Here is a 23,857-nt window from a genome sequence, read left to right on the forward strand (position 1 = left end):
CATTATCTGGGCAAGTCGGCGGCCATGACAATCTGGCGCGCGACCTCGACGAGCTTGACGCCCTGGTTCATTGCACGCTTGCGCAGGCTCGCATAAGCGGCAGGTTCGGTCAGCTTCTCCTGATCCATGAGCAGACGCTTGGCGCGATCGATCAGCTTGCGCTCGGCCAGTTCGTTTTCGACCTGGGCGAGCCGTTCGCGTAGCTGCGTCTCCTGTGCAAAGCGGGCCAGCGCCACTTCGAGGATCGGCGCGAGCTTCTCGGAGGCGAGGCCCTCGACAAGGTAGGCGGTCACGCCCGCGCCTACGGCGTCGCGGATCAGTTGCTGGTTGGTGTCGTTGCTGAACATCAGTACGGGGCGCGGCGCGGTCGCGTTCATCACCGCCAGTTGTTCGAGCGTGTCGCGTGACGGCGATTCGGTGTCGATGATGATGACATCCGGCCGCTCGCTTTCGACTCTTCGGTGCAGCGCCTGCGAGGTCGCCGTGCCGGCCAGCATGTCGTAGCCGAGCCGTGCGAGGGCGTCGCGCAGATCGCCTATCGGCTTATCTGTGTCGGTTACGAGCAATACACGGAGCATGGTTCGGCTGGGGGCAGCGGCATCGGGAAGTTGGCGTCGGTTGTGGGAGCTCTTCGCGCGCTTGGCTTGCGATGGCGGTGGATCACACAGGGCTTAAAGCAAGCTGTATGCCATCTGTATGAGTTGTTGCGCCACCCGTGCAGTCATGATTTCTCGTTGGAAGCGCGGCACGGTGAAATGCACGGTAGTGGTGCGCGATACATCGGGTGCACAGAAACGGCGCGTGACCGGTGAGTGGCGCTCATGGCGAATGCCGCGGCGGATCTCCGGGCGGCTTTAAAACCTAAAAACCGCTTATGCGACAAATGCTTACGGCAGGTTGTGGTCGATCTTGCAGTTGCCTTTCCGTGGTGATGCCCGAGACCAAAAGAAGGTCGAACTCGCCCCACCGCGCCTCAGCAAACTCAGTGCTAACCCCTATTTCCATCTCCCGATCCCGAGGAATACGATCCGTTTCGTCAAATTATAGAACGTAGTTCTGTCAGATAGAACGATGATCGAGCAACTCCGAAAAGGCTTGTGATGGTTTCCCTCCCGCTTTCCGGCATTCGCGTGCTGGACCTGTCGAACGTCCTTTCGGGGCCGTTTTGCACCTATCAGCTTGCGCTGCTCGGCGCCGATGTCCTCAAGATCGAGAATCCCGCCGGCGGCGATCTGGCGCGCCGGTTAGGCGCCGACCCGCAAGCCTCGGCGCGCAATATGGGCGCGTCCTTTGTGGCCGTGAATGCCGGCAAGGAATCGCTGACGCTCAATCTGAAGCATGAGGCGGGTAAAGACATCCTGCGCAAGCTGGTGGCCGAGGCCGATGTGCTGGTCGAAAATTTCCGTCCGGGCGTGATGGACCGGCTCGGTCTGGGCGCGCAAGCGCTGCTCGGCATCAATCCGCGCCTTGTCTACTGCGCAATTTCGGGTTTCGGCAACGATGGTCCGCTCGCGCATCGTCCGGCCTACGACCAGATTATCCAGGGCATGTCGGGGGCGATGAGCGTCACGGGCGATGCCGGCAGCGCGCCGTTGCGCGTCGGTTATCCGGTGGCGGATACAGTCGGCGGCATGAGCGCGGCGCTGGCGATCTGCGCGGCGGTGGTGGCGGCGCAGCGCACGGGCGAGGGCAGGGTCATCGATGTCTCGATGCTCGAGGCGACGCTCTCCAGCATGGGTTGGGTGGTTTCCAACTATCTGAATGCGGGCGTCACGCCCACCCCCATGGGCAATGAAAATTTTACCGCCGCACCTTCCGGAACCTTCGTTTGCGGCGAGGGCATGCTGAATATCGCTGCTAATGAGACCAGGCAATTTATTGCGTTATGCGAACTGATCGGCCGGCCGGATTTGCCGCAGGACGAACGCTTTAGCGAGCGCAATACGCGCAAGCGCTATCGGGCCGAATTGAAGCGAGAGATCGAAGCGGCGCTCGCCCTCGACACCGCCAGCAACTGGGAACAACGCATGAGCGCAGCCGGGGTGCCGGCGGGCCTGGTGCTGAGCGTACCCGAGGCGCTCGGCCAGGCGCAGCTTGTCGAGCGCGAATTCGTTCATGAGTTGCCGGACGGCGAAACCGTCCAGCGTGTCACGCGTGCGGGCTTTCGCTTTGCCGACGCCCACGGCGAGATATCGAGTGGCGCGCCGGTTTCGCGCGCGCCTCATCTGTCCGAACACACGGACGCGCATTTGCAGCGTCTCGGTTTTGATGCCGGCGCGATCGCGCGGCTACGGGAAGACGGCGCCATCTAGGCTCGCATCGCGAAGAGATCTGACTGGAGGAGTTCATGAGACAAGCATCAAACGCGGTCGCGCGCGCCGGATTCGCGAACGCCGCGCAGCACAACGCCGATCAGGAAACCCAGGCCCGCGGCATTGTCGCGCGGCTCGATCGCCTGCCCGCCACGCGGCATATCTGGACGATCGTGTTCCTGCTGTCGCTCGGCGGCTGCTTCGAATTTTACGATCTGTTCATGACCGGCTATATCGCGCCGGGTTTGATCGAGAGCGGTCTGTTCGTCAAGACTTCGACGTCGATCTTTGCCATGAACAGCATCGCGGCTTTTGTGGCCGCGACGTTCCTTGGGCTTTTTATCGGCACCATGGGGCTCGGTTTTCTGGCCGACCGTTTCGGCCGCCGCCGCATCTTCGTGGTGGCATTGCTGGCCTATACGTCGGCCAGCATCATGATGGCGTTTCAGCAAAGCGCTCTTGGCGTCAATATTTTCCGCCTGCTTGCGGGGCTCGGACTCGGCGTCGAAATGGTCACCATCAATACCTATGTTGCTGAACTGATGCCGAAGAATCTGCGTGGCCGGGCCTTTGCGATTACCCAGGTCGTGCCGTATTGCGCGGTGCCGGTGGTCGCCTTGATGTCGTGGTGGCTGGTGCCGCAGCACCTGTTCGGTCTCGACGGCTGGCGCTGGGTCGTGCTGGCGAGTGCGCTTGGCGCGGCGCTTGTCTGGCTGATTCGCCTGGGCATTCCCGAAAGCCCGCGCTGGCTCGTGACGCGCGGCCGCCTCGATGAAGCGGCGCGCGTGACGCAGCAGATCGAGCGTGTCGTGGAGCGTCAATACCGACGCCCGTTGCCGCCGCCCGTGCCGCATACGCATAGCGCGCCCACGGTCGAGCGGCGCTTTCGTGACATCCTGAAGGCGCCGTATCTGAAGCGCACCATCATGATGTCGGTTTATAACGCGGTCTCGGTGATCGGCTTTTACGGCTTTAGCAACTGGATTCCTTCGCTGCTGACCAGCAAGGGCATCAATCTCATACATAGTTTGCAGTATTCGTTTTTGATGTCGATTGCGTTGCCGCTTGGACCAGCCCTGTTTTTCTACTTTGCCGACAAGATCGAACGCAAATGGAGTCTGGTCGGCGCGTCGGGTGCGATTGCCGTGTTCGGTCTCGCCTTCGCGCATCAGACCGGCTCGTTGGGTCTGATCGTATTCGGCTTCTGCATGAACCTTGCGCTGACCATCATGACCTACTCGTTTCAGACCTATCAGTCGGAGCTGTATCCGACCGAAATCCGCGCACGGGCGATCGGCTTTGTCTACTCGTGGAGCCGTTTGAGCGCGATTTTCTCCGGTTTTCTGGTGGCGTTTTTTCTACGCGATTTCGGCGCGAACGGCGTGTTCGTCATGATCAGCAGTTGCATGGTGTTTGTGATGCTGCTGATCGGCATCATGGGACCGGCTACCAAAGGCCTTGCACTCGAAGACATCAACCGTTGACATGACCGCTATGACCCATACCCCGCTCGACCCCGCCGCGCTCGCCGCCGATTACTGGAGCACCTCGATCATCGATATTCACCCGGGCTCGATCCAGGTGCGCGGTTATCCGATTCAGGAACTGATCGGCCAGATCAGTTTTCCGCAGATGATCTGGCTGATGCTGCGCGGCGATTTGCCGAGCGCGGGCCAGGCGCGTTTGCTGGAGGCGGCGCTGGTGGCGTCGGTCGATCACGGCCCGCATGCGCCGTCGATTGCGATTTCGCGCATGGCGGTCAGTTGCGGCTTGCCCTTGAACGGCGCCATGGCGTCGGCGCTCAATACGCTTGATGACGTGCACGGCGGTGCGGGGCAGCAGGCGGTCGAGATCTTCCATGCGATCGAACAGGCGCAGAACGATGGCGCAGCCCTCGCGGATGCAGTGGCGTCCTGTATCGACGCGTTTATCGCGGAGCATGGCAAATACCTGCCGGGCTTCGGACACCGCTTCCATCCCGTCGATCCGCGCGCAAGCCGGCTGCTGGGAATGGTGGACGATGCCGCGGCCGAGGGTATCGTGTCCGGACGCTATGCCGCCATCGCCCGCGGTATCGAAGCGTTGCTGAAGCAGCGCAAATCGAAGCCGATTCCGATGAATATCGACGGCGCCACCGCCGTGATCTACGCCGAACTCGGTTTTGCTCCCGAACTGGCGCGCGGCGTCTTCTGTCTGTCACGCGCGGTCGGCATTCTGTCGCATGCGTGGGAGCAGCGCGGACGCGGCGAGCGCAACAAGGGGCCGATGCCGCGTCAGATGGCCTATCGCTATACGGGGCCCGCTACGCGCCATCTCGAACATGAGGAGAGCAAATGAACTGGTATCCCATGCCGCCTGTGGTCGGCACCGTCGTCCACACGACGATGCCTGCGGCCATGCGCCGCCACGAAGTGACGGAGTGGTCGCGTGCCAACAAGGGCGGGGCGGTGGTCGATTCGTTTATCGAAGGCCCGTGTTTCGATCCGCGCGGCAATCTGTATCTCGTCGATATTCCGCACGGGCGCATCATGCGGATTTCGCCGGAACTGGAATGGAGCGTGGTCGCCGAATACGACGGCGAGCCGAACGGGCTGGCCTGGCATCCCGATGGCCGCGTGCTGATTGCTGATTACAAGAACGGCATTCTCGCACTCGATCCCGCGAGCGGCACGGTTAGCGCGGTGATCGCACGGCGCAACAGCGAGCGCTTTAAAGGACCGAACGATCTGATCGTCGCCAGCAACGGCGATATCTACTTTACCGATCAGGGGCAGACGGGCCTGCACGATCCAACCGGACGCGTCTATCGCCTGCGTCCCGATGGCCGGCTCGACTGTCTGATCTCGAATGGTCCGAGTCCCAACGGATTGGTGCTGAGCCCTGACGAGAAGGTGCTGTTTGTCGCGATGACGCGCGACAACTCCGTTTGGCGGCTGCCGCTGCTCGCGGACGGCAGCACGAGCAAGGTCGGGCGCTTTGCGCAGTTCTATGGCGTCAGCGGACCGGACGGTCTGGCAATGGATCGCAGCGGCAATCTGTTTGTCGCGCACGCGTCGCTTGGCGCGGTGTTTGTGCTGAATCCGCATGGCGAGGGGATCGCCAAACTCGAATCGTGCGCGGGCCGCACGATCACCAACGTCACGTTTGGCGGCGCGCAGCACAGCACCGTGTTCATCACGGATTCGAGCAGCGGGGCGGTTTTGTCGGCGCTGTGGAGCACACCGGGCCTAGGCGGGTAAAATGGCGTTCTGTCAGGCATAACGCCTGGCGCTTCTTGCCGCTTGCAAACCGCCTATGGCCGCATCCAGATCATCCAAGCCCTCCAGTCCTTCTAGCCTTGACTCCGTTGATGCCGAAGCCGTCGCGGGTCCATCTTCCGCGCCCGACGGCGTCGCCGCGCTCGATCGCGCGTTTGCCATTCTGTTCGCGTTCCGCCCCGAGGACAAAGGCGTGTCGCTTGCCGAACTGGCGGCTCGCACCGGGCTATACAAAAGCACGATCCTGCGGCTGATCGCTTCGCTTGCGCATCATCGGATGCTGCTGCGCTCGGACGAGGGCCTTTATTACGTCGGCCCGGCCACCTTGCAACTGGGCGCGCTCTATCAGCGCAGCCTGGCGCTCGGCGATGTGGTGTTGCCGTTGATGCGCCGCCTGCGTGACGAGAGCGGCGAAAGCGTGTCGTTCTATGTGCGGCAGAAAAACCTGCGCGTCTGTCTGCATCGGGTCGATTCGACCCACGCGATTCGCGATCACGTGCGCGAGGGCGACGTCCTGCCAATGGACAAAGGCTCGGGCGGGCGCGTGCTAAGCGCGTTCGACGGTGGGCGGGGAGAGCTGTACGAGCGCATTCGTCGCGACGGCTATTACCTGTCGCTCGGCGAGCGCGATGCGGAAACGGCGGGTATTTCGACGCCGGTGTTTTCGGCGGCACAGCCGCTCGCCGGCGCGTTTACGCTGGCGGGACCGCGTTCGCGTGTCGACGAAGCACTGATGCTGCGCATGCGCCGGCCCATGCTGGAGGCTGCGATTGAGGCAAGCGAGCTGCTCGGCGGAGATGCGACCCCGCTGCGCGCCGCTCTGGCATGGCTCAAGCCGGAGAAGGCGCGCGACAAGCTTCGCTAGCGGGTAGCGGCCGTCATGGCGACGGCAGACGTGTCGCCGTTTTAGCGACGACGGAACTGCGTATTGCGGGCGGCACCGCCACCGGAGGCGCGCTCGTCCTTGTGACGGAAATTGATCCGTCCTTTGGTCAGGTCGTAGACCGACAGCTCGAGCGTCACGCGGTCGCCCGCGAGAATACGAATGTGATTCTTGCGCATGCGTCCGGATGCGTAAGCGCCAACCACGACGCCGTTGTCGAGCGTCACGCGGTAACGGCTATCCGGAAGTACTTCGTCGACGATACCGTCAAGTTCAAGCAGTTCTTCTTTCGCCATGCATAACTCCTGGTCGATGGGGTAAGGGGGCTTTGCTCAACGGCAAAGCGCGTGATGGGGTGGCGCGGATGGCCGGGCGGCACATCCGCGCAGAATGGAGCGGTGCGCAGGGCGCACCGTGCGAAGCTGGAGGTGCCGCGCAGTGGCCGATCAAAGATCGGCAACCGACTGGCCGTCTACGCGGCCGTCGATCAACTGTTCCGCATGCGCCATGCACGCGATGCGAGCCTTGCCCGTGCCTTCGAACGGCCACAGATACGGCAGGCGAAACACCCGGCCGTCGGCAGCAGGATTGGCGCCTACGCGGCAGATGCGCACCGACGCCTCATAACCGGCGTCCGGATTGCGGCTGGTCGTAGTGCCGTCAGCAGGACGGCGCGGATACACGAGCGGATGGATTTCGTAGCCTTTGTAGGTCTTGACAACTGAATTCATGAAGTACTTGTCCTGTATTACGTGGCTGCCGTGTCACGCGTGTTACGCACGACACAACAGCGCCGGCCGCGCAGCATCTTCGGGCGCGCCGCCGTGGAAAAAGAGTGGCACAGGCCCAATAGCAAAGGGCTTGAGCGCAGCCGCGCAAATTCGCGGATTCAATGGAGAAGAAACGCGCTAATGTCGCGCGGACATCAGGCGCATGAAAGCTGCACAACTCGCGACGGCGAATGCGTGCTGCGCATTGCCGGAGTGACGGGATCGCCGACAGGCGGCGGTCGAACAGTCGGGGGTGATGCGGAGATGCCCGGGGAAGTCCCCGTTAATGCTGCCGGTACTGCAAATACGGGTGACAGCTATTCCAATATGATGCCCTAAATGGGGGAAATTGGATAGCAAAACCTGCCGGGCGTGCAGTTGCCAGCCGGAAACCGGCGTGTAAAAAGCCCCGCCGGCCCTGCTGGGCATGGCGCGCGCCTTGTTGGGCGGGCGCAACCGGTGGCGCCCGCCGTCTAGCGGTTTAGCGGGTCGTTTCGGCGATGCGCTTCTTCAGTTCGCGCGAGGCGGCGAGCGGAATGCGGGCATCGTCCCAGACGGCCAGCCATTCGACTTCCTTCGAGGTGAAAATCTGGCCGTGATTGCGCAGCGTGTATTGCAGTGAATCGATGATGTGATTGCGGATGATTTCGGGCGTGCCTTCATCGTCAAGCACGGCGCGAAACGCTTCTAGCGTGGCCATTCGTTGCTCCGTGAAATAGGTAGTCCCTTTATCGCACGAAAAAATTCTGCCCGCCAGGCGAACAAAAATGCATCCGCGCCGCAAGACGGGCGCTTGACCGGACAACGGCCGCTCGCGCGATGCGCGGCGCTCGCGTAGGATGCCCGGGGTTCACTGCGCGGCATGTTTTGCGACCTCTTCAACCCTGAGCACAGAAGGATCTGAACCGTGCGTTATCAGCACTACAAAGGCGGCATTTACGAACTGATTTGCGAAGCGACGCTCGAGTCGGACCCGAGCGTGACGATGATTGTTTATCGCGCCGCGAATGGTACGATCTGGACGCGTCCAGCTTCGGTATTTTTCGAACTGATCGACCATGAAGGCGGCAAAGTGCCGCGCTTCGCTCCAGTCAACTGATCCGGTGCACCGTGCCCGTGCGGGCCAGCCGGATGTCATATGGAAATCTGCATGCGCCTGTTGCTAGCCATCATCCTGCCGTGGTTTCAGTTCTTTACGATCGGCCGTCCGTTTGCCGGGATTATTTGCCTGATCTTGCAGGTCACGCTGATCGGGTGGATTCCGGCGGCGATCTGGTCGGTGTATGCGCTTAGCCAGTACAAGACCGATCAGAAGATCGAGCGCGCACTCGGTTCGCGGCGCTAAGACGGCGGGCGGCGGCAGGACCATCTTCGAGCGGGCTCGCTTGAAAAAACCGGCTTGAAACGCAGGTTTTACATTTCTCGGTTAACGTTCGGAGCGGCCGCGCCTGGCGGGTTCAGGACGGCTTGCACCTATTTGGCGTCGGTGAAGTGGCCGGTGAGCGGATGGATACGGCGCGCGAACCCGATTAACGCGAGTATGGCTAGCGGCGACAGAATGAAAAATGCGACCAGCATGATGGCGCCCGGCATGATGAAGTGTGATGAGTGTAGCCGGTTGCCTGAGTTAGAAAATTACCTGAAAAGACAACACACTGTTTAGCCTGCGCGAACGAACGAATTCGCTGCTCTCGCTGATCCGGCCTTGTGTTCCGCTCAGTCAATCCAGCCCCGCCCGGCGAGTCGAAATTTTTCGTAAAAAGATCGCGCTATAAACAGCGACGGAAAAACTATGCGCAAACGTTAAAGTTGGATCGAAACGGATTGGATACGACTTCATGAGCGCAAACGACGGATTGATGGGCGCAGATATCGCACCGGTTGTCTGGATGACCGGGTTGCCAGGCGCCGGTAAGAGCACGATTGCGCAGGCGCTGAACGCTCAACTGCTGAGCGAGGGTGCGAAAGTGGTCGTGCTCGATGGCGACGCGCTTAGAGAGGGGCTTTGCTCGGATCTTGGGTTTTCGGATCTGGACCGCCTAGAGAATGTGCGCCGGATCGCTCATGTGGCGAAGCTGTTCCAGCAAACGGGCCATGTCGTGGTCGTGGCGACTATTTCGCCGCTGGCGGCCCAGCGCGAGATGGCTCGCGCCATTGTCGGCGCCGGCTTTCTGGAAACATTTATCTCGGCCTCGGCCGAACTCTGCTCGGAACGCGATCCGAAGGGCATGTATGCCCAGGCGCGAATCGGCAAAATTGCGCAATTTACAGGCGTGTCGTCGCCCTATGAGGCGCCTGCCAACCCGGACCTGATCATCGAGACATCGCGTTGCCGTGTCGAAAGCGCGGTGGCAACCATTATTTTGCGTCTGGGTAAAAGCGTTCGAACGGGGTGCATCAAAAGCACGGGACGACGGTTGGGAGCGTGATCTGGATCAACCTCGGAAAGCGGCGTCCGGCAAAGGACTCTTCCAGCCTGAGTGATTAATCTGGAGCGTTCAAACCGTTACATTACCTATGCGTGCTGAAGTTCCGTGCGCGCGAGAGAGTTGACCCCAGCCATCGGTTTCGATGGCTGGGGATTTTTTTCGTTGGTGTGTCGCGGCGCTCAGCCAAGCTCCACCGCGTCGGGCACCTCAATCACCAGGTCCGACTCCGCCACCGCCACGCACGGCAGAATCAATCCCTCCGCCTTTTCCTCTCGCGACAGTCCCGGCCATTCGATGGTGTACGAGACGGCGCCGCTCACCATGCGGCACATGCACGTTCTGCACGTCCCATTGCGGCACGAGCGCGGCAAACGCAGATCGGCGAAGCCGGCGGCTTCGAGAATGGTCAGCGAGTCAGGTGCTTCGAACGTGCGTCCCAGCGGTTCGACACGCACGGAGAAGGGCGGCTTGGTTTCGGGCATGGTTTCAAATGAAAATCAGCCCGCCACGATACCTCAGACGCGCCGCTCCCGCGTGCCGCCAAACCCGTGTCATGAAATCGACACTCCGAGCAGCCGCCCGACGCCGAACGTAAACGCCGCAGCAAGCAGGCCGATCACAATCTGCCGGAACGCCGAAAACGCCGCGCCGCGGCCGTTAAAGAGCGAGGTGAAGACGCCCACCGCGGCAAGCCCGATACCGCTTAGGCCGATGCACTGCAGGATCGCCGGCAGACCATGTGCCCACAAAAACGGCACGGCCGGAAAAATCGCCCCCAGCGAAAACAGGCAGAACGACACGCCCGCCGCCGACCATGGATTGCCGCCGAGTTCAGCCGGATCGAGCCCGAGCTCCTCGCGGGTTAGCGTATCGAGCGCCTTGTCCTTGTCGCGCATGATCTGGCTGGCGATGCGGCGTGCTTCGCCCGCTTCGATCCCCTTGGCCTGATAGATCAGCGCCAGTTCGTGACGCTCGGCATCGGGCGTATGCTCGATCTCGTCGGCTTCCTTGGCGATTTGCGTACGGGCCAGTTCACGGGCGTTGGTCACGGAAAGCCACTCGCCCAGCGCCATCGAGCATGCCCCGGCAATCAGCCCGGCAAACCCGGTCAAAAGAATCGCCTTGTTGCCGGTGCCCGCGCCCGCCACACCCATAATCAGACAGAAGTTCGACACCAGCCCGTCGTTTGCACCGAGCACCGCCGCGCGCAAATCGTTGCCCGAGCGCACGCCCTTGTGCCACTCCTCGGCATTGGCGATCTGCGCACCCTTCGAGTCGCTATTCGGTTTTTCTTTGGCCGCTCCGTTGCGGACTTCTTCCGCCACCGCCTGCACGACGTCCGCGTGATGCTGCTCCTCCGCGGACAGGCGCGCGGCGTCCGGCTGGTTCGCGTATTTATTGCGGTCCGCATACTCGGCGGCAGCGAGCGTCGGCAGTACGAACGACGGCCCGAAGGTATGCACCAGCCCGCGCATCAGATGCGTTTTCACGCTACGCCGCGGCGGTCGTGCCTGAATGCCGTTTGCATGCAGCTTGTCGAGCCATACCTGGGCGTGCTCGCGCTCCGAATCCGCGAGCTGCTGAAATACGTCGCGGCGTGCCGCGTTCTTCTCGACACGGGCGAGCGTCTCGTACAGCGCGGCGCTGTCGAGTTCGTCGGCGAGGTTGGTGCGGTAGCGTTTGAGTTCGTGTCGGGAGGCCATGGGTCACGGATTCGCGCGGGGTCAGAAGCAAAGCTTAACCCGGCGCGGCGTATCGGATGGCCAAACCCCCACGACGCGGTGTGACTGCGAATGCCAATACGTCTGATTGCACTGCCTGGCCACAACAGGCGCTGACTGCGGGCATCAGTGGACGCGGTTGCGACGCAGATAGCGGTACACCGTATTGCGCGCGAGGCCCAGTTCGCGTGCCGCGGCCGAGATGTTGCCGCCGTGGCGCGAGAGGGTTTGCGCGATCAGCGTGGTCTGCCACTCTTCCATCCGGGCGGGGGATGATGGTTGGTCCGAAGCGGCCTGGGCCGGCCGCACTGGTGACGCGGCCGGTTCGTTGCCGTGCGCGTCGTGTCCCGCTGACGATGTGGTGCACGAGCCGCGCCCCGGCGTGGCGTCTGCCGAACTCCGCGCTGCGCTTGCCGCCAGGTTTGCAGTCGCACTTACAGCTACGTTTGCCGCTATGTTTGCAACGCCAACGCCAACGCCATCGCAGTCATGCAGAAAGTCCTCCGGCAGGTGCTCGATATCGATCTGCGCCGCTCCCTCGGCCATGATCGCGGCGGTGCGCAGGACGTTCGCCAGTTGCCGCAGATTGCCGGGCCAACGGCACCGTTTGAAGCATTCGAGCACGTCTGCCGAGACCCGCATGGGCAGTCGTTCGCCGTCGCGCTGCGCGTCGAGGATGCGAGCCGCCAGTTCGGCCAGATCCGTGCGCTCGCTCAACGCGGGCAAGGTCACGACAAGTCCGTTGATGCGGTAGTACAGGTCCTCGCGGAAGGTCCCGGCTTCGATCATGGCGCGCAGGTTGCGGTGGGTCGCGCAGATGATCCGCAGATCGACCGGAATCGCCCGCGTGCTGCCGAGCGGCGCCACCGTGCGTTCCTGCAGCACGCGCATCAGCCGCACCTGCTGGGCGAGCGGCATATCGCCGATTTCGTCGAGAAACAGCGTGCCGCCATCGGCCTGCACGATCTTGCCGACGCTGCCGCGCTTTTTCGCGCCGGTAAAGGCGCCGTCTTCATAACCGAACAGTTCGGCTTCGATCAGCGTATCCGGCAGCGATGCGCAGTTGAGCGCGACAAACGGCGCCGCGCGGCGTGGCGAATCGTGATGGATCGCGCGGGCCAGCCATTCCTTGCCGGTGCCGGTCTTGCCGAGCACGAGAATCGGAATGTCGCGGCCGCGGACCTTGGCGACGCGTCGCAGGATTGCCGCCATCTGCGCGTCGCCGGTATTGAGCTCGCCGAGCGTCACCGGTGCGGCAGGGCGCGCCGCGCCGCGCATCGTGGCGGCCGCGCCGGCACCCGCTTGCGACGCGAGACTGGCGACTGGCAACAGATGGCGCAGCGCTGCGAATTCCCCGCGCGCAATCACGCGCACGCCGCTTGGCAACGTCAGCGTGGTGCATTCGCCCGGGGCGCAGAGGGTCTGTTGCAACAAGGCGGGAAAGGCACTGCCGAACAGCGCCTCGAACGATTGATGCTGCAGCGCCGCGAGCGGTTGTCCCAACTGGAACAGCGCACTGCGGTTAGCGGAGAGAAACGTGCCGTCCGGCGCAAATGCCGCGAGCCCTTCGTACAGCGTGCCGATAAATTCGGCGCGAGCGTGAAAGTGGATGCGTACCGCGTCGGCGAACTGGTTGGAAAACAGATGGTTTTCGATCATCTGCGCGGACATTCGCACCAGCGCTAGCGTGTGTTTATGAAAGCCGCGTGTGTCGCCGCTCACATCGAGCGCGCCGATCGTGCGGCCATAGGGATCGGCGATGGGCGCGCACGAGCAGGTCAGGATCCGGTTGGCGTGAAGAAAATGTTCGTCGGCATGGACGACGGTCGGCTGGCCCTCCACCAGCGCCGTGCCGATCGCGTTGGTGCCGCGGTCCGCCTCGGCCCACGACACCCCGGGACACAACGCGACCCGGTTGGCCTTTTCGATAAAGTCGTTATCGCCGAGGCTATGCAGGATCACGCCGTGACTGTCGGTAAGCAGCACCATGCTTTGCGTATCGACGATCTGCGCGTGCAGCGTCTCCATCACCGGCAGCGCATGCGCATACAAGGAATGATTGCGTTCGACCAGATCGCGCAGTGCCGCCTGGCGCAATGGGTGGAAGTCGGGTGTTTCGCAGGCGCGCAGGCCTACTTCAAGCGAGCGCGCATGAGCTTGCGCAAGCAGCCCGGGCCGGTCCGTCAGGGGGCGGACAGCCATGGGCGCCGTAGTGGGCGTGCCAGGGCGATGGGTCACTGCTCGTCTCCGGTTGGATTTCGACACGGGGATACGTTGCCCGCCGTTGTCATCCTGCAGCGCAGCATACCGCGCAGCCGAGGATTCATCTTACAGGATTGCGGCGCGCCGCTGCGCCGCGATCGCGGGCAACTACGGGCTTGCGTTCGCGCACAGAGGTGCAATGATGCGAGGTATGGGATGCGTTCGCGCCGTGTCCCGCAGAGGCCTTGCCCGCCTCGCCAGCGCCAGTTCGGGAGTACGCCATGGTGCACATGGAATTCAGGGTCATCCTTGCAGTGTTGGCGACGTTTGCCGCGCTGGCGGGGATAGCGGTAGCGATTCACGGGATGCTGTTCGACGAGAACGATGTGACCTTGTCCGGCGCCGCGACGACTGCCATCGGTATCGCCGCCAGTGCTTTCCTGCTGAATCTCTGGCCAAAGGATCGCTCGTAGAAACGCTGCCTGGTGCCGGTGGCCGGAGCGAAGCGCAAGGCGCACCGCGCCGGTTGGCCGGGCTGTTTCTCGGTGCTGATGACTGGCCGAAGCCTGCACCAGATTGGTCAATCTGGAAGGAAAACTTGCGGCTCGCAGGAAGTCGTCTAAAGTGAATGAAATCAACCGCATCAAGCGTGTTTTTCCAGCTTTTTGCGTTTGTTGCGACCCGCGCCTCGACCACGCAAGGAGGCAACCAAGAACAGGCGTGCGCGGCCTAGTGTGATCCACCCGTCAAACCAAGGCGAATCCCATGCAGATCATTTTCCCGAACGAAACCCCTGAATATTCGGGGCGCGAACTTACCCTGGCGTTCCCGGCAATGGTCGATGGCGAAAGGGTGGAGTGCATGATTACCGCCGAGGCGCTCGAAGACCACTATGGGGCGGCCTCGTACCGTCTCGAAGACATGATCGGCGCCTTTGCCGCTCATCGGGCCCGGATCGAGGCGGCGACGCGCCGCTTGCTGTCGGAGACGAGTGCGCAATGCCTCGTGCTGCGCAGCGGCTATGTGCGCTTCTACGAAGCGAACTGGCGAAACTGACAGTTGATAATAAGGGTTGCTAACGGCAACCGGGTGTGGGTAATCGAAGCCCACACCGCATCGGTTTGCCGCCGCCTTTCGCTGCCCCAGATCATGCGGCGCAGCGTACGATCCTTGAGCAGGACGTGATGCCCGATGGCGGCCAGCGCGTGCAGCCCGATCACCCAATCAAACGCATTGCCGATCCACTCGTGCGCGGTCTTGAGCAGTGGGCGGGCAACGTCGTTCTTGCCGACCAGCGTCAGAATCAGGTTCAGTCCCGCGAGCGTCACCGGATGGCCCCCTGCGCCCCCGGCGTCTGTCATTCGGCGCCGAGATAAAAATAGCGGAACAGGAATACCGCGGCAATGATCCACACCACCAGTTTGACCTGGCGTGCCCGGCCGGTCAGCAGCTTGAGCCCCGCGTACGAGATAAAGCCGAACGCCACGCCGTTGGCGATCGAGTAGGTGAACGGCATCAGCAAGGCCGTCAGCGCGGCGGGAACCACTTCCGTGGCGTCGTCCCAGGGCAGGTCCACCATTTCGCGCAGCATCAGGCACGAGACATAGAGCAGCGCCGGGGCGGTGGCATAACCGGGCACGACGCCCGCGAGCGGCGCAAAGAACAGCGCCGCCAGAAACAGCACGGCGACCGTGATCGCGGTGACGCCGGTGCGGCCGCCGGCCTGCACGCCCGATGCGCTTTCGATATACGCCGTGGTCGACGAGGTGCCCAGCACGGAGCCGGCGAGAATCGCGGTGCTGTCGGCGAGCAGCGCCTTGTTCAGGCGGTGCATCTTGCCTTCGACCAGCAGGCCGGCGCGGTTGGCGACGCCCATCAGCGTGCCGGTCGCATCGAACAGTTCGACGAGGAAGAACACCAGCACGACGTTGAGGACGCCGGTAGACAGTGCGGCGCGGATATCGAGGTGAAACAGCGTGGCGTCGATCGACGGCGGCGCGGACACGATGCCGTGAAACTGGTTGCCGCCAAAGAAGAAGCTGAGCACCGTCACGCCGACAATGCCGATCAGGATCGCGCCGCGCACCCGCAGGAAGTCGAGCGTGACGATGCCGAAAAAGCCGATGATCGCGAGAATCACATGCGCATCATGCAGGTTGCCGAGCGTCACCAGAGTGGCCGGGCTGCCGACCACCACACCGGCCGTCTTTAGCGAAATGATCGCGAGGAACAGGCCGATACCCGCCGTGATGGCAATGCGGATGGAATGCGGAATGCCGTTGACGATCACCTCGCGCACCCGGAACAGGGTGACGATCATAAACAGGCAGCCGGAGATAAATACGGCGCCGAGCGCGGCTTGCCATGTGAAGCCCATGCCTTTGACCACGGTATACGCAAAGTAGGCGTTTAGCCCCATGCCCGGCGCGCAGGCAATCGGGTAGTTGGCATACAGGCCCATGATCAGCGAGCCCAATGCCGCTACGAGGCAGGTCGCCACGAAGACGGCGTCCTTGGGGATGCCCGCATCGCCGAGAATCGCCGGATTGACGAAGATGATGTAGGCCATCGTCAGGAAGGTGGTCAGGCCTGCGAGCAGTTCGGTGCGCAGGTTGGTGCCAGCTTCGTCGAAGCCGAAATATCGTTTTACGGAGTCCATGAGGCGAGTTCCGGGTCGTGATGAAGTTGATTGTTATGGTGCTTGTAAGGCGCAGCCGCTTCTGATGGCGGCAGACGCACGCACAGCGCTACGGGCGGATTGTAGTCACGATTACCGGTCAAGTACTGCACGGGCACGCGCGGCGTGGAGCAGATGCAACAGTCGCAGGCGAGCTTGCGGCTTCACTCCGTGGCGTTTTCAGGAGTGTCGCCCGGAGCCGTCATATCGGAGCTGGCACAACGGGGTTGTCACATCGGGGCGTGTCGTCGGGCGCCGGTATCGAAGGGGCGAAATGATACCTTGCCGGCGGGAGTAGGGGGCGGCAGGACGTCGGGAGGCAGTGCGAGGAAGGCTACGGGGTCAGGCAAGGGGCAAGTCAGGGATAAGCCAGACATAAAACGGCAGGGGCGGGATGGCCGGCCAGGGATGCGCGTCCAGCGCGAACGACGTTGGCGCCCGAGGGCCAACCAACGCGCTGGGCGCATCAAACGGATCTACTGCTTACTGCGCACAGGCTCCCGCATTGCCGGCCGCCGCACGCTGTTGCGCGACGATTCGGCCTGCGCGTTGCGCGTTGTCCGGATAGTCGGCCCAGTCGAGCGGATCATAGCCGGCGGCAAGCCACTGTTTCAGATCGGCCCTGACTTCAGCACGCGTCTTCGGCCCGTTAGGGTTGCATGGCTTTTGTGCCTGGGCAAACGCGGACGTGACGCTGCAGGCCACGAGCAGCGCTCCAAGACTAATGTGAGAAATGGCTTTCATAAGATGCTCCTTTGAAGCAATCGGTGTAATCCCTTAATTTTAGGATTCACCTCCACATCCCTGAAAGGGGGAAAACCGCAACGCACCATTGCGCGCCGCGGCATAAGCTCTGTTCACGACGCGGACGACGGCTTGCCCAGCCGGTCCAGCACGGCGCTCAGCAGATCGATCGGCAGCGGAAACACGATGGTCGAATTCTTGTCCGCGGCGATCGTCGTGAGCGTCTGCAGATAACGCAACTGCATGGCCTGCGGTTGCCGCGCGAGCGTCTGCGCCGCCTCCAGCAGGTGTTGCGAGGCCTGCAACTCGCCCTCCGCGTGAATCACCTTGGCGCGCCGCTCGCGCTCGGCTTCGGCCTGGCGGGCAATGGCGCGGATCATCGTTTCGTTGATATCCACATGCTTGATTTCGACGATCGCCACCTTGATGCCCCAGGCATCGGTTTGCGAATCGAGCACCTTCTGGATATCCGCGTTGAGCTGTTCGCGAGCGGCCAGCAGATCGTCGAGTTCGTGCTTGCCGAGCACCGCGCGCAAGGTGGTCTGCGCCAACTGGCTGGTCGCTTCGAAGTATTTGGCCACCTGAATCACCGCGCGCTCCGGATCGACCACGCGGAAATACACGACGGCATTGACCTTGACCGAGACGTTGTCGCGCGTAATCACGTCCTGCGGCGGCACATCGAACACGACGGTGCGCAGATCGATCCGCACCACCTGCTGGACGATCGGGATGATCAGCACGAGACCGGGCCCTTTGACCTTCCAGAAGCGCCCGAGCATAAACACGACCCCGCGTTCGTATTCGCGGAAGATGCGGATCGACGACGCAATCAGGATCGCCGCCAGCACGATCAGAATGCTGCCGAAGCCGAATGTGAAACCGATCATGGTTGTTCTCCTTACTTTGGTCCCACGCCTTGCCGCTGTGATCCTTCCGCTGGAACGACGGTGAGCGTCAGGCCGCGCCGGGCCGTCACACGCACCGCCCGGCCGGGCGCAAGCGGCGCGGCGCTGCATACGTGCCAGCGCTCGCCGTGGACCTGGGCCCAGCCTTCGCCGGCCTCCGAATTGCCATGCGGCACGAGGCCGCCGTCGAGCACCACGCCCACGCTGCCGATCAGCGCCTCCGAGCCGGTCACCACCGGCCGGCGGCGGGCGCGCAAGGCCACGCTCGATACCGTGAAAACGAATAGCGCACTGAACGCGGTGACGGCCGCGATGACCGGCAACGGAATGCCGTAGCCGGGCACGTCGGTATCGATCAGCATCAGGCCGCCGACCACGAAGGACACGATGCCGCCAAAGCCGAGCGTGCCGAAGGTGGGCAGAAACGCTTCGGCGATCAGGAAGGCGAGGCCCAGAAAGATCAGGGCGAGCCCCACATAGTTGATGGGCAGCATCTGCATCGCAAACAGGCCGATCAGCAGGCTGATGGCGCCCACCACGCCGGGCAGCACGAAGCCCGGATTGGCGAATTCGAAGAACAGGCCATACATGCCGAGCATCAGCAGAATCAAGGCCACGTTCGGGTCCGTGATAACGGCGAGGAAGCGGCTGCGCCAGTCCTGTTCGAGCGTGACGATAGACGCATTGACCGTGTTCAGCCGCTGCTCGCCCGAGACAGTATTGACCGTGCGGCCGTCGAGCTGGCGCAGCAGATCGGGCACGTCGCGGGCGGTCAGGTCGACCACATGCTGCGCCAGCGCCTCGCTGGCCGACAGGCTCACGGCTTCGCGCACGGCATGTTCGGCCCAGTCGGCGTTGCGCCCGCGCAGTTGCGCGAGACCGCGGATATAGGCGGCGGCGTCCTGGACCTGCTTGCGGGTTTCAGCCGATTGGCTGTCGGGCGCCGAGGCGTTTTGCCCGGGCGGCGTGGCGCTTTGTCCCGGTGGCTCGGCCCCGCCCACGCCGATCTGCACCGGCGTCGCGGCGCCGAGATTGGTGCCCGGCGCCATGGCCGCGAGATGGCTGGCATAGACGATATAGGTGCCCGCGCTCGCGGCCCGCGCACCGCTTGGACTCACGAACGCCGCCACCGGCACGGACGAGCCCAGGATCGCCTTGATGATCTGCCGCATCGAGGTATCGAGGCCGCCGGGGGTATCGAGTTGCAGCACGGCGAGTTGCGCCCGCTCCTGCGCGGCGCGTTGCAGGCCGCGCACGATAAAGTCGGCGCTGGCCGGATCGATGGCGCCGTTGACGGGAATCACGATTACGGCGCCGGGCGCCGCCACGGCCTCGAGGCGGGACGCAGGGACGCTCAAGAGCGCGCCGGCGCACGCCAAGAGGACGCCTCGCGCGGCAATGCCGCGCAGGAACCGGGTCGCAAGGCCGCCGGGGATACGCCGGCGGCGCGGGCCGGATTGCCGAAACGGGAGAAACGGGTACGTTCTCATCGCAAACGGCCGGGGGCGCTGCATCGACGGTGGCCGGAATTCAGCAGACCTGATCGGACCCAATCGGGCAGCGCGGGCCGGAAAAGGGCGGGCCTGCTGTTTATAGCTTAGTCCGATTCCATCGTATGCGTGAGGTTGGTCCGCGCCAGCCGGTAGTCGGTCGGCCGCATGCCGGTCCATTTGCGAAATGCACGATGGAACGCGCTCGGTTCGGCAAACCCCACCCGCGCTGCAATCTCAGCAATCGTGCGCTCGCTGTCCTGCAGTTCGCCGATTGCGATGTCGCGGCGCAGATCGTCCTTGATCGACTGGTAGGTGTGGCCTTCTTGCTTCAGGTGCCGCCGCATCGTCGCTTCGGCCAGATGCAGGCGCTGCGCCATCGCGTCGGCGGCGGGCCAGCCGGCCATCGGCAAGGCGCGCAATAGTTTGCGCACCCGCGCGGCCAGCGAGCCGGGATTGCGGTACTTGACCACAAAGCTGCCCGGCGCATCGCGCAGAAACGGCTTGATCGACTGCGTCGTCTGGATCACCGGCAGATCGAGGAACGCCGGCGCCAGATCGACATATGAGGCTTGCTGGTTAAAGCGCATGTCTTCACAGAACATCAGCCGGTATTCCTGCGCGGCGGCCGGCTCGGCACAGCGAAAGCGCGCGGCCAGCAACGGAATGCGCCGGCCGACCAGCCAGCACACCAGTCCGTACACGAGGATGAAGTAGGTCGCATAGGCGAACATGGTCGGCTGGGGCGCGCCTTCGCGATGGGTGAACGTGAGGCGCACGCGCTCCGGCTCCGGGCTGAGCTGTGCGCCGAGATCGTCGAGGATCAGGCGCATGAAGCCGAGCGCCCGGCTCAGCGCCTGGGCGCCGTTGCGTGCCGTCAAGGCGCACTGGGTCATGGCGATAAAACTGCCGCAGCGCATCGGATGCGAATCCTGGCCGAAAAACTCGTCGTCGAGCGCCCTGGCAATACCGGCCCAGAGCGCGCCGTATTGCGCCGAGGAGACGCGGCTCCTTGGTGCGCCGAGCATCTGCGGCGCGATGCCGGCGGCCTCGATCAGCGGCAGCACATCGAGGCCGCGTGCGCGCGCCAACGCCAGGGTTTCTTCGACGAGGCTCAGCGAGATCGTCCCTTTATCGTTTTTCGGAGTCATGGAGTCAAGGCAAGGTGCGGGGCCTAGGCATGGAAAGCGGGCGGCAGACGGGAGGGCAGACGGGCGGCAAGCGCGCCGCAAACCCGCAGGAGTGGCAAACCCGCTCAGCGATCCGTTCGCCAGCTCATGCAAGTCTCATAACGGCGCGCCTATCCGGTTTGTTCTGTCATGCCGGGATGGCAAATGCGCTCACGCAGAATGATCGGGCAGAGCATCGAAGCTGTCCAGTAGCTTGCCTACACTTGTCCGCACCTGGACCGAGACGCAAGCCTGAATCATGGACAATTTCTACACTGACGAACAACGGATGATCCGCGACGCGGCGCGCGACTTCTCAGTCGATTGCCTCGCGCCCCACGCGGCGCAATGGGACCGCGAAGCGCAATTGCCGGACGAGGTGGTCAGGCAGATGGGCGAGTTGGGTTTGCTCGGCATGATCGTGCCGTCCGAGTGGGGCGGCTCGTACACCGACTACGTGGCTTATGCGCTGGCGCTCGAAGAGATCGCCGCCGGCTGTGCCTCGTGCGCGACCCTGATGAGCGTGCACAACTCGGTCGGCTGCGGCCCGATCCTCAACTTCGGCAGCGAGGCGCAGAAAGACCGCTACCTGCAGGATCTCGCCACGGGGCGCCGGATCGGCGCCTTCTGCCTGACCGAGCCGCAGGCCGGCTCGGAGGCCAACAACTTGCGCACCCGGGCGGTGCTGCGCGACGGCCAATGGATTCTCAACGGCAGCAAGCAGTTCGTGACCAACGGTGCACGGGCCAATGTCGCCATCGTGTTTGCCGTGACCGATCCGGAGCTAGGCAAGCGCGGCCTGTCGGCGTTTATCGTGCCGACCGATACGCCGGGCTTCAATGTCGGCCGGCCCGAACACAAGCTCGGTATCCGCGCCTCGGATACCTGCCCGATCTCGCTGGACGACTGCGCCGTGCCCGAGGCCAATCTGCTCGGCCAGCGCGGCGACGGGCTGCGCATCGCCTTGTCGAACCTCGAAGGCGGGCGCATCGGCATTGCCGCGCAGGCGGTGGGCATCGCCCGGGCGGCGTTCGACGCGGCGCGTCTCTATGCGCACGAGCGGATCCAGTTCGGCAAGGCTCTGAAGGAACACCAGTCGATTGCCAACATGCTGGCCGATATGGCGACGCGTCTGAATGCGGCGCGGCTTCTCGTGCACCATGCGGCGCGGCTGCGCAGCGCGGGCAAGCCGTGCCTGTCCGAGGCCTCGCAGGCGAAGCTGTATGCCTCCGAGCTGGCCGAGGAAGTCTGCTCGAACGCCATCCAGATTCACGGCGGCTATGGCTACCTCGAAGATTATGCGGTGGAGCGCCACTATCGCGATGCCCGTATCACGCAGATTTACGAGGGCACCAGCGAAGTACAAAGAATGGTGATTGCGCGGCAGGTTTAGGTGCAGAATAAAACGCCAATAGAGCGCATTCGCGCCAGTAGGAATTGGATTGTCTGGGACGGGGGTAGGCTAACTCCCGTCCACCGCAGGCAAGCCTGCATGGGATGGGAGTAAGCGCTGAAGCGCTAACTCCCATCGACAGAGGAGACGACGATGACCGTGCCGGCCCTTTCGACGCAGCGCTTTCTCGACGCTCGCGACCTGTTGTTGCGCCATCGATCCGACTATGAGCGCGCCTATCGCGAGTTCACATGGCCCACGCTCGACGAGTTCAACTGGGCGCTCGACTATTTCGATGCGATCGCCCAGCACAACGACAACCCGGCGCTATGGATCGTCGACGATCCCACCGGCGAGGGCATCAAGTATTCATATGCGCAGATGTCGGAGCGCTCGGCGCGCATGGCGAATTTCCTGCGCGGTGTCGGCGTGGGGCGCGGCGACCGCCTGCTGCTGATGCTGCCCAATCGCGTCGAACTCTGGGACGTGATGCTGGCGGCCATGAAGCTCGGCGCCATCGTGCTGCCCGCCACCACCCAGCTTTCCGCGGACGATGTGCGCGACCGCGTGCAGATCGGCGAGGCGAAATTCGTCGTGGTCGATAGCGCGGAGCTGGCGAAATTCGAGGGGCTCGAGATTGCGCTCACGCGCCTGTCGGTCGGCACGCCGCGCGAAGGCTGGATCGATCTGGCCGGCGCTTACGAGGCCGCGCCGCACTTTACGCCCGACGGCCCAACCCGCGCAACCGATCCGCTGCTGCTGTACTTCACCTCGGGCACCACGTCGAAGCCCAAACTCGTCGAACATACGCATCAAAGCTATCCGGTCGGCCATTTGTCGACGATGTACTGGATCGGCCTGCAACCCGGCGATATCCACTGGAATATCAGCTCGCCCGGCTGGGCCAAGCATGCATGGAGCTGCTTCTACGCGCCGTGGAATGCCGAGGCTTGCGTGTTCGTGTTCAACTACGCGCGCTTCGTGCCGCAGGAAACGCTCGACGTGCTGGTGCGCTGCAGCGTGACGACGCTGTGCGCGCCGCCGACCGTCTGGCGCATGCTGGTGCAGGAGCCGCTCGCGGATTATCCGGTCAAGCTGCGCGAGATCGTCGGCGCGGGCGAGCCGTTGAATCCCGAGGTTATCGAGCGGGTGCGCCATGCCTGGGGCGTGACGATCCGCGACGGCTTCGGCCAGACCGAGACCACCTGCCAGATCGGCAACTCGCCCGGCCAGCCGGTGGTGCCGGGCTCGATGGGGCGGCCCTTGCCGGGCTACCAGATCGAGCTGGTCGATGCAGACGATCATCCGGCCAGCGAAGGCGAAATCGCCTTGCCGCTCGCGCAGCGTCCGCTTGGTCTGATGACGGGCTACGCAAACAATCCCAACGCCACGGTGCAGGCCATGCGCAACGGCTACTACCACACCTCGGATGTGGCGATGCGCCGCGACGATGGCTACTACGTCTATGTGGGCCGCGCCGACGACGTGTTCAAGTCGTCCGATTACCGCTTGAGTCCGTTCGAGCTGGAGAGCGTGCTGATCGAACACGAAGCGATTGCCGAAGCCGCGGTGGTGCCGAGTGCCGACGCGGTGCGCCTCTCGGTGCCCAAGGCATTCGTGACGGTGCGGCATGGCTATGAAGCCGGTCCCGAACTGGCGCGCAGCGTGTTCCAGTTTTCGCGCGAGAAACTCTCGCCGTACAAGCGGATCCGGCGCTTGCAGTTCAGCGAGTTGCCCAAGACCATCTCCGGCAAGATCCGCCGCGTCGAACTGCGGCGCCGCGAACTGGAGCGGGACACGCAGCCCGCCCGCCAGCCCGGCGAGTACTGGGAAGAGGACTTCCCGGATCTGGCCGGCTCGAACGGTAAATAGACTGCACGCCTTGCAGTGCGACGGCAGACT

General features: G+C 63.4%; 25 protein-coding genes. 12 read left to right on the top strand and 13 right to left on the bottom strand.

Annotation, left to right across the window (positions count from 1 at the left end; translation table 11 throughout):
- Positions 1-2: 2 nt before the first annotated feature.
- Entirely contained in the window at positions 3-578 is a 576-nt protein-coding gene (locus AC1ECK_RS30045) for an ANTAR domain-containing response regulator (RefSeq protein WP_480325761.1), read from the bottom strand.
- A gap of 522 nt (positions 579-1,100) precedes the next feature.
- Between AC1ECK_RS30045 and AC1ECK_RS30050 the strand changes: the two genes are divergently transcribed.
- From AC1ECK_RS30050 to AC1ECK_RS30070, 5 genes are read left to right on the top strand one after another with little or no spacing between them, the layout of a single operon-like run.
- The gene (locus tag AC1ECK_RS30050; RefSeq protein WP_480325842.1) at positions 1,101-2,312 is read left to right on the top strand and encodes a CaiB/BaiF CoA transferase family protein; all 1,212 of its coding nucleotides are present in this window, start codon (positions 1,101-1,103) and stop codon (positions 2,310-2,312) included.
- A 35-nt stretch (positions 2,313-2,347) separates the two neighbouring features.
- The gene (locus AC1ECK_RS30055) at positions 2,348-3,796 is read left to right on the top strand and encodes an MFS transporter (protein WP_480325763.1); all 1,449 of its coding nucleotides are present in this window, start codon (positions 2,348-2,350) and stop codon (positions 3,794-3,796) included.
- Position 3,797: 1 nt separating this feature from the next.
- Positions 3,798-4,649 (top strand): citryl-CoA lyase, encoded by an 852-nt coding sequence (locus AC1ECK_RS30060; RefSeq protein WP_480325765.1) that lies wholly within the window; start codon positions 3,798-3,800, stop codon positions 4,647-4,649.
- The gene (locus tag AC1ECK_RS30065) at positions 4,646-5,551 is read left to right on the top strand and encodes an SMP-30/gluconolactonase/LRE family protein (RefSeq protein WP_480325767.1); all 906 of its coding nucleotides are present in this window, start codon (positions 4,646-4,648) and stop codon (positions 5,549-5,551) included. Before AC1ECK_RS30060 ends, AC1ECK_RS30065 begins: the two co-directional genes overlap by 4 nt.
- 55 nt (positions 5,552-5,606) lie before the next feature.
- Positions 5,607-6,434 (top strand): IclR family transcriptional regulator, encoded by an 828-nt coding sequence (locus AC1ECK_RS30070; protein ID WP_480325769.1) that lies wholly within the window; start codon positions 5,607-5,609, stop codon positions 6,432-6,434.
- A 41-nt stretch (positions 6,435-6,475) separates the two neighbouring features.
- Here AC1ECK_RS30070 and infA read toward each other — a convergent pair whose 3' ends face one another.
- The 3 genes from infA to AC1ECK_RS30085 all read right to left on the bottom strand — a co-directional run bounded on the left by infA (position 6,476) and on the right by AC1ECK_RS30085 (position 7,922).
- On the bottom strand, positions 6,476-6,748 hold the full coding sequence (gene infA, locus AC1ECK_RS30075) for a translation initiation factor IF-1 (protein ID WP_480325771.1): 273 nt from the start codon (positions 6,746-6,748) through the stop codon (positions 6,476-6,478).
- A 150-nt stretch (positions 6,749-6,898) separates the two neighbouring features.
- Entirely contained in the window at positions 6,899-7,183 is a 285-nt protein-coding gene (locus AC1ECK_RS30080) for a hypothetical protein (protein WP_480325773.1), read from the bottom strand.
- A gap of 520 nt (positions 7,184-7,703) precedes the next feature.
- Complete coding sequence (locus AC1ECK_RS30085) at positions 7,704-7,922, bottom strand: hypothetical protein (RefSeq protein WP_090686211.1); 219 nt, start codon at positions 7,920-7,922, stop codon at positions 7,704-7,706.
- Between the two features lie 207 nt (positions 7,923-8,129).
- On the opposite strand from AC1ECK_RS30085, the gene AC1ECK_RS30090 reads away from it, so the two are divergent.
- From AC1ECK_RS30090 to cysC, 3 genes are all read left to right on the top strand, one after another.
- A complete protein-coding gene (locus tag AC1ECK_RS30090; RefSeq protein ID WP_480325775.1) occupies positions 8,130-8,321 on the top strand; it encodes a DUF1653 domain-containing protein in 192 nt (63 codons plus the stop codon).
- Between the two features lie 51 nt (positions 8,322-8,372).
- The gene (locus AC1ECK_RS30095; RefSeq protein ID WP_137953702.1) at positions 8,373-8,567 is read left to right on the top strand and encodes a YqaE/Pmp3 family membrane protein; all 195 of its coding nucleotides are present in this window, start codon (positions 8,373-8,375) and stop codon (positions 8,565-8,567) included.
- A gap of 493 nt (positions 8,568-9,060) precedes the next feature.
- The gene (gene cysC / locus AC1ECK_RS30100) at positions 9,061-9,651 is read left to right on the top strand and encodes an adenylyl-sulfate kinase (RefSeq protein ID WP_480325777.1); all 591 of its coding nucleotides are present in this window, start codon (positions 9,061-9,063) and stop codon (positions 9,649-9,651) included.
- A 179-nt stretch (positions 9,652-9,830) separates the two neighbouring features.
- Here the strand turns inward: cysC and AC1ECK_RS30105 are convergent, their stop codons facing one another.
- The 3 genes from AC1ECK_RS30105 to AC1ECK_RS30115 all read right to left on the bottom strand — a co-directional run bounded on the left by AC1ECK_RS30105 (position 9,831) and on the right by AC1ECK_RS30115 (position 13,610).
- A complete protein-coding gene (locus tag AC1ECK_RS30105) occupies positions 9,831-10,133 on the bottom strand; it encodes a 2Fe-2S iron-sulfur cluster-binding protein (RefSeq protein WP_480325779.1) in 303 nt (100 codons plus the stop codon).
- Between the two features lie 69 nt (positions 10,134-10,202).
- Complete coding sequence (locus AC1ECK_RS30110) at positions 10,203-11,354, bottom strand: VIT1/CCC1 transporter family protein (RefSeq protein ID WP_480325781.1); 1,152 nt, start codon at positions 11,352-11,354, stop codon at positions 10,203-10,205.
- Positions 11,355-11,498: 144 nt separating this feature from the next.
- On the bottom strand, positions 11,499-13,610 hold the full coding sequence (locus tag AC1ECK_RS30115) for a sigma-54-dependent Fis family transcriptional regulator (RefSeq protein WP_480325783.1): 2,112 nt from the start codon (positions 13,608-13,610) through the stop codon (positions 11,499-11,501).
- A 245-nt stretch (positions 13,611-13,855) separates the two neighbouring features.
- Here AC1ECK_RS30115 and AC1ECK_RS30120 point away from each other — a divergent pair, with 245 nt between their 5' ends.
- A complete protein-coding gene (locus AC1ECK_RS30120) occupies positions 13,856-14,047 on the top strand; it encodes a DUF2964 family protein (protein WP_480325785.1) in 192 nt (63 codons plus the stop codon).
- Between the two features lie 292 nt (positions 14,048-14,339).
- Positions 14,340-14,630 (top strand): DUF1488 family protein, encoded by a 291-nt coding sequence (locus AC1ECK_RS30125; protein WP_480325787.1) that lies wholly within the window; start codon positions 14,340-14,342, stop codon positions 14,628-14,630.
- On the opposite strand, the gene AC1ECK_RS30130 is transcribed toward AC1ECK_RS30125, so the two are convergent.
- From AC1ECK_RS30130 to AC1ECK_RS30155, 6 genes are all read right to left on the bottom strand, one after another.
- The gene (locus AC1ECK_RS30130; RefSeq protein WP_480325789.1) at positions 14,606-14,935 is read right to left on the bottom strand and encodes a cytochrome b; all 330 of its coding nucleotides are present in this window, start codon (positions 14,933-14,935) and stop codon (positions 14,606-14,608) included. The two genes, AC1ECK_RS30125 and AC1ECK_RS30130, sit on opposite strands and share 25 nt — an antisense overlap.
- Positions 14,932-16,233: an NCS2 family permease gene (locus tag AC1ECK_RS30135; protein WP_480325791.1), complete on the bottom strand. Its 1,302-nt coding sequence runs from the start codon at positions 16,231-16,233 to the stop codon at positions 14,932-14,934. Before AC1ECK_RS30135 ends, AC1ECK_RS30130 begins: the two co-directional genes overlap by 4 nt.
- Positions 16,234-16,734: 501 nt before the next feature.
- Positions 16,735-16,995 (bottom strand): DUF4148 domain-containing protein, encoded by a 261-nt coding sequence (locus tag AC1ECK_RS30140; protein WP_480325793.1) that lies wholly within the window; start codon positions 16,993-16,995, stop codon positions 16,735-16,737.
- 113 nt (positions 16,996-17,108) lie between these two features.
- A complete protein-coding gene (locus tag AC1ECK_RS30145; protein ID WP_480325795.1) occupies positions 17,109-17,885 on the bottom strand; it encodes a slipin family protein in 777 nt (258 codons plus the stop codon).
- A gap of 11 nt (positions 17,886-17,896) precedes the next feature.
- Complete coding sequence (locus AC1ECK_RS30150) at positions 17,897-19,393, bottom strand: NfeD family protein (protein ID WP_480325797.1); 1,497 nt, start codon at positions 19,391-19,393, stop codon at positions 17,897-17,899.
- A gap of 107 nt (positions 19,394-19,500) precedes the next feature.
- Complete coding sequence (locus AC1ECK_RS30155; RefSeq protein WP_480325799.1) at positions 19,501-20,544, bottom strand: AraC family transcriptional regulator; 1,044 nt, start codon at positions 20,542-20,544, stop codon at positions 19,501-19,503.
- 277 nt (positions 20,545-20,821) lie between these two features.
- Between AC1ECK_RS30155 and AC1ECK_RS30160 the strand changes: the two genes are divergently transcribed.
- Entirely contained in the window at positions 20,822-21,955 is a 1,134-nt protein-coding gene (locus AC1ECK_RS30160) for an acyl-CoA dehydrogenase (RefSeq protein WP_480325801.1), read from the top strand.
- Between the two features lie 153 nt (positions 21,956-22,108).
- Positions 22,109-23,827, top strand: coding sequence for an AMP-binding protein (locus tag AC1ECK_RS30165; protein WP_480325803.1), 1,719 nt, complete (start codon positions 22,109-22,111; stop codon positions 23,825-23,827).
- The last annotated feature ends 30 nt before the right edge of the window (positions 23,828-23,857 follow it).

It is taken from the genome of Paraburkholderia sp. SSBN10T, from assembly GCF_056619545.1.

Bases quoted from the DNA above. Each gene is read 5' to 3' on its own strand.
- AC1ECK_RS30045 (WP_480325761.1), bottom strand. From the start codon at position 578: ATGCTCCGTGTATTGCTCGTAACCGACACAGATAAGCCGATAGGCGAT.
- AC1ECK_RS30050 (WP_480325842.1), top strand. From the start codon at position 1,101: ATGGTTTCCCTCCCGCTTTCCGGCATTCGCGTGCTGGACCTGTCGAAC.
- AC1ECK_RS30055 (WP_480325763.1), top strand. From the start codon at position 2,348: ATGAGACAAGCATCAAACGCGGTCGCGCGCGCCGGATTCGCGAACGCC.
- AC1ECK_RS30060 (WP_480325765.1), top strand. From the start codon at position 3,798: ATGACCGCTATGACCCATACCCCGCTCGACCCCGCCGCGCTCGCCGCC.
- AC1ECK_RS30065 (WP_480325767.1), top strand. From the start codon at position 4,646: ATGAACTGGTATCCCATGCCGCCTGTGGTCGGCACCGTCGTCCACACG.
- AC1ECK_RS30070 (WP_480325769.1), top strand. From the start codon at position 5,607: ATGGCCGCATCCAGATCATCCAAGCCCTCCAGTCCTTCTAGCCTTGAC.
- infA (WP_480325771.1), bottom strand. From the start codon at position 6,748: ATGGCGAAAGAAGAACTGCTTGAACTTGACGGTATCGTCGACGAAGTA.
- AC1ECK_RS30080 (WP_480325773.1), bottom strand. From the start codon at position 7,183: ATGAATTCAGTTGTCAAGACCTACAAAGGCTACGAAATCCATCCGCTC.
- AC1ECK_RS30085 (WP_090686211.1), bottom strand. From the start codon at position 7,922: ATGGCCACGCTAGAAGCGTTTCGCGCCGTGCTTGACGATGAAGGCACG.
- AC1ECK_RS30095 (WP_137953702.1), top strand. From the start codon at position 8,373: ATGCGCCTGTTGCTAGCCATCATCCTGCCGTGGTTTCAGTTCTTTACG.
- cysC (WP_480325777.1), top strand. From the start codon at position 9,061: ATGAGCGCAAACGACGGATTGATGGGCGCAGATATCGCACCGGTTGTC.
- AC1ECK_RS30105 (WP_480325779.1), bottom strand. From the start codon at position 10,133: ATGCCCGAAACCAAGCCGCCCTTCTCCGTGCGTGTCGAACCGCTGGGA.
- AC1ECK_RS30110 (WP_480325781.1), bottom strand. From the start codon at position 11,354: ATGGCCTCCCGACACGAACTCAAACGCTACCGCACCAACCTCGCCGAC.
- AC1ECK_RS30120 (WP_480325785.1), top strand. From the start codon at position 13,856: ATGGTGCACATGGAATTCAGGGTCATCCTTGCAGTGTTGGCGACGTTT.
- AC1ECK_RS30125 (WP_480325787.1), top strand. From the start codon at position 14,340: ATGCAGATCATTTTCCCGAACGAAACCCCTGAATATTCGGGGCGCGAA.
- AC1ECK_RS30130 (WP_480325789.1), bottom strand. From the start codon at position 14,935: ATGACAGACGCCGGGGGCGCAGGGGGCCATCCGGTGACGCTCGCGGGA.
- AC1ECK_RS30135 (WP_480325791.1), bottom strand. From the start codon at position 16,233: ATGGACTCCGTAAAACGATATTTCGGCTTCGACGAAGCTGGCACCAAC.
- AC1ECK_RS30140 (WP_480325793.1), bottom strand. From the start codon at position 16,995: ATGAAAGCCATTTCTCACATTAGTCTTGGAGCGCTGCTCGTGGCCTGC.
- AC1ECK_RS30145 (WP_480325795.1), bottom strand. From the start codon at position 17,885: ATGATCGGTTTCACATTCGGCTTCGGCAGCATTCTGATCGTGCTGGCG.
- AC1ECK_RS30150 (WP_480325797.1), bottom strand. From the start codon at position 19,393: ATGAGAACGTACCCGTTTCTCCCGTTTCGGCAATCCGGCCCGCGCCGC.
- AC1ECK_RS30155 (WP_480325799.1), bottom strand. From the start codon at position 20,544: ATGACTCCGAAAAACGATAAAGGGACGATCTCGCTGAGCCTCGTCGAA.
- AC1ECK_RS30160 (WP_480325801.1), top strand. From the start codon at position 20,822: ATGGACAATTTCTACACTGACGAACAACGGATGATCCGCGACGCGGCG.
- AC1ECK_RS30165 (WP_480325803.1), top strand. From the start codon at position 22,109: ATGACCGTGCCGGCCCTTTCGACGCAGCGCTTTCTCGACGCTCGCGAC.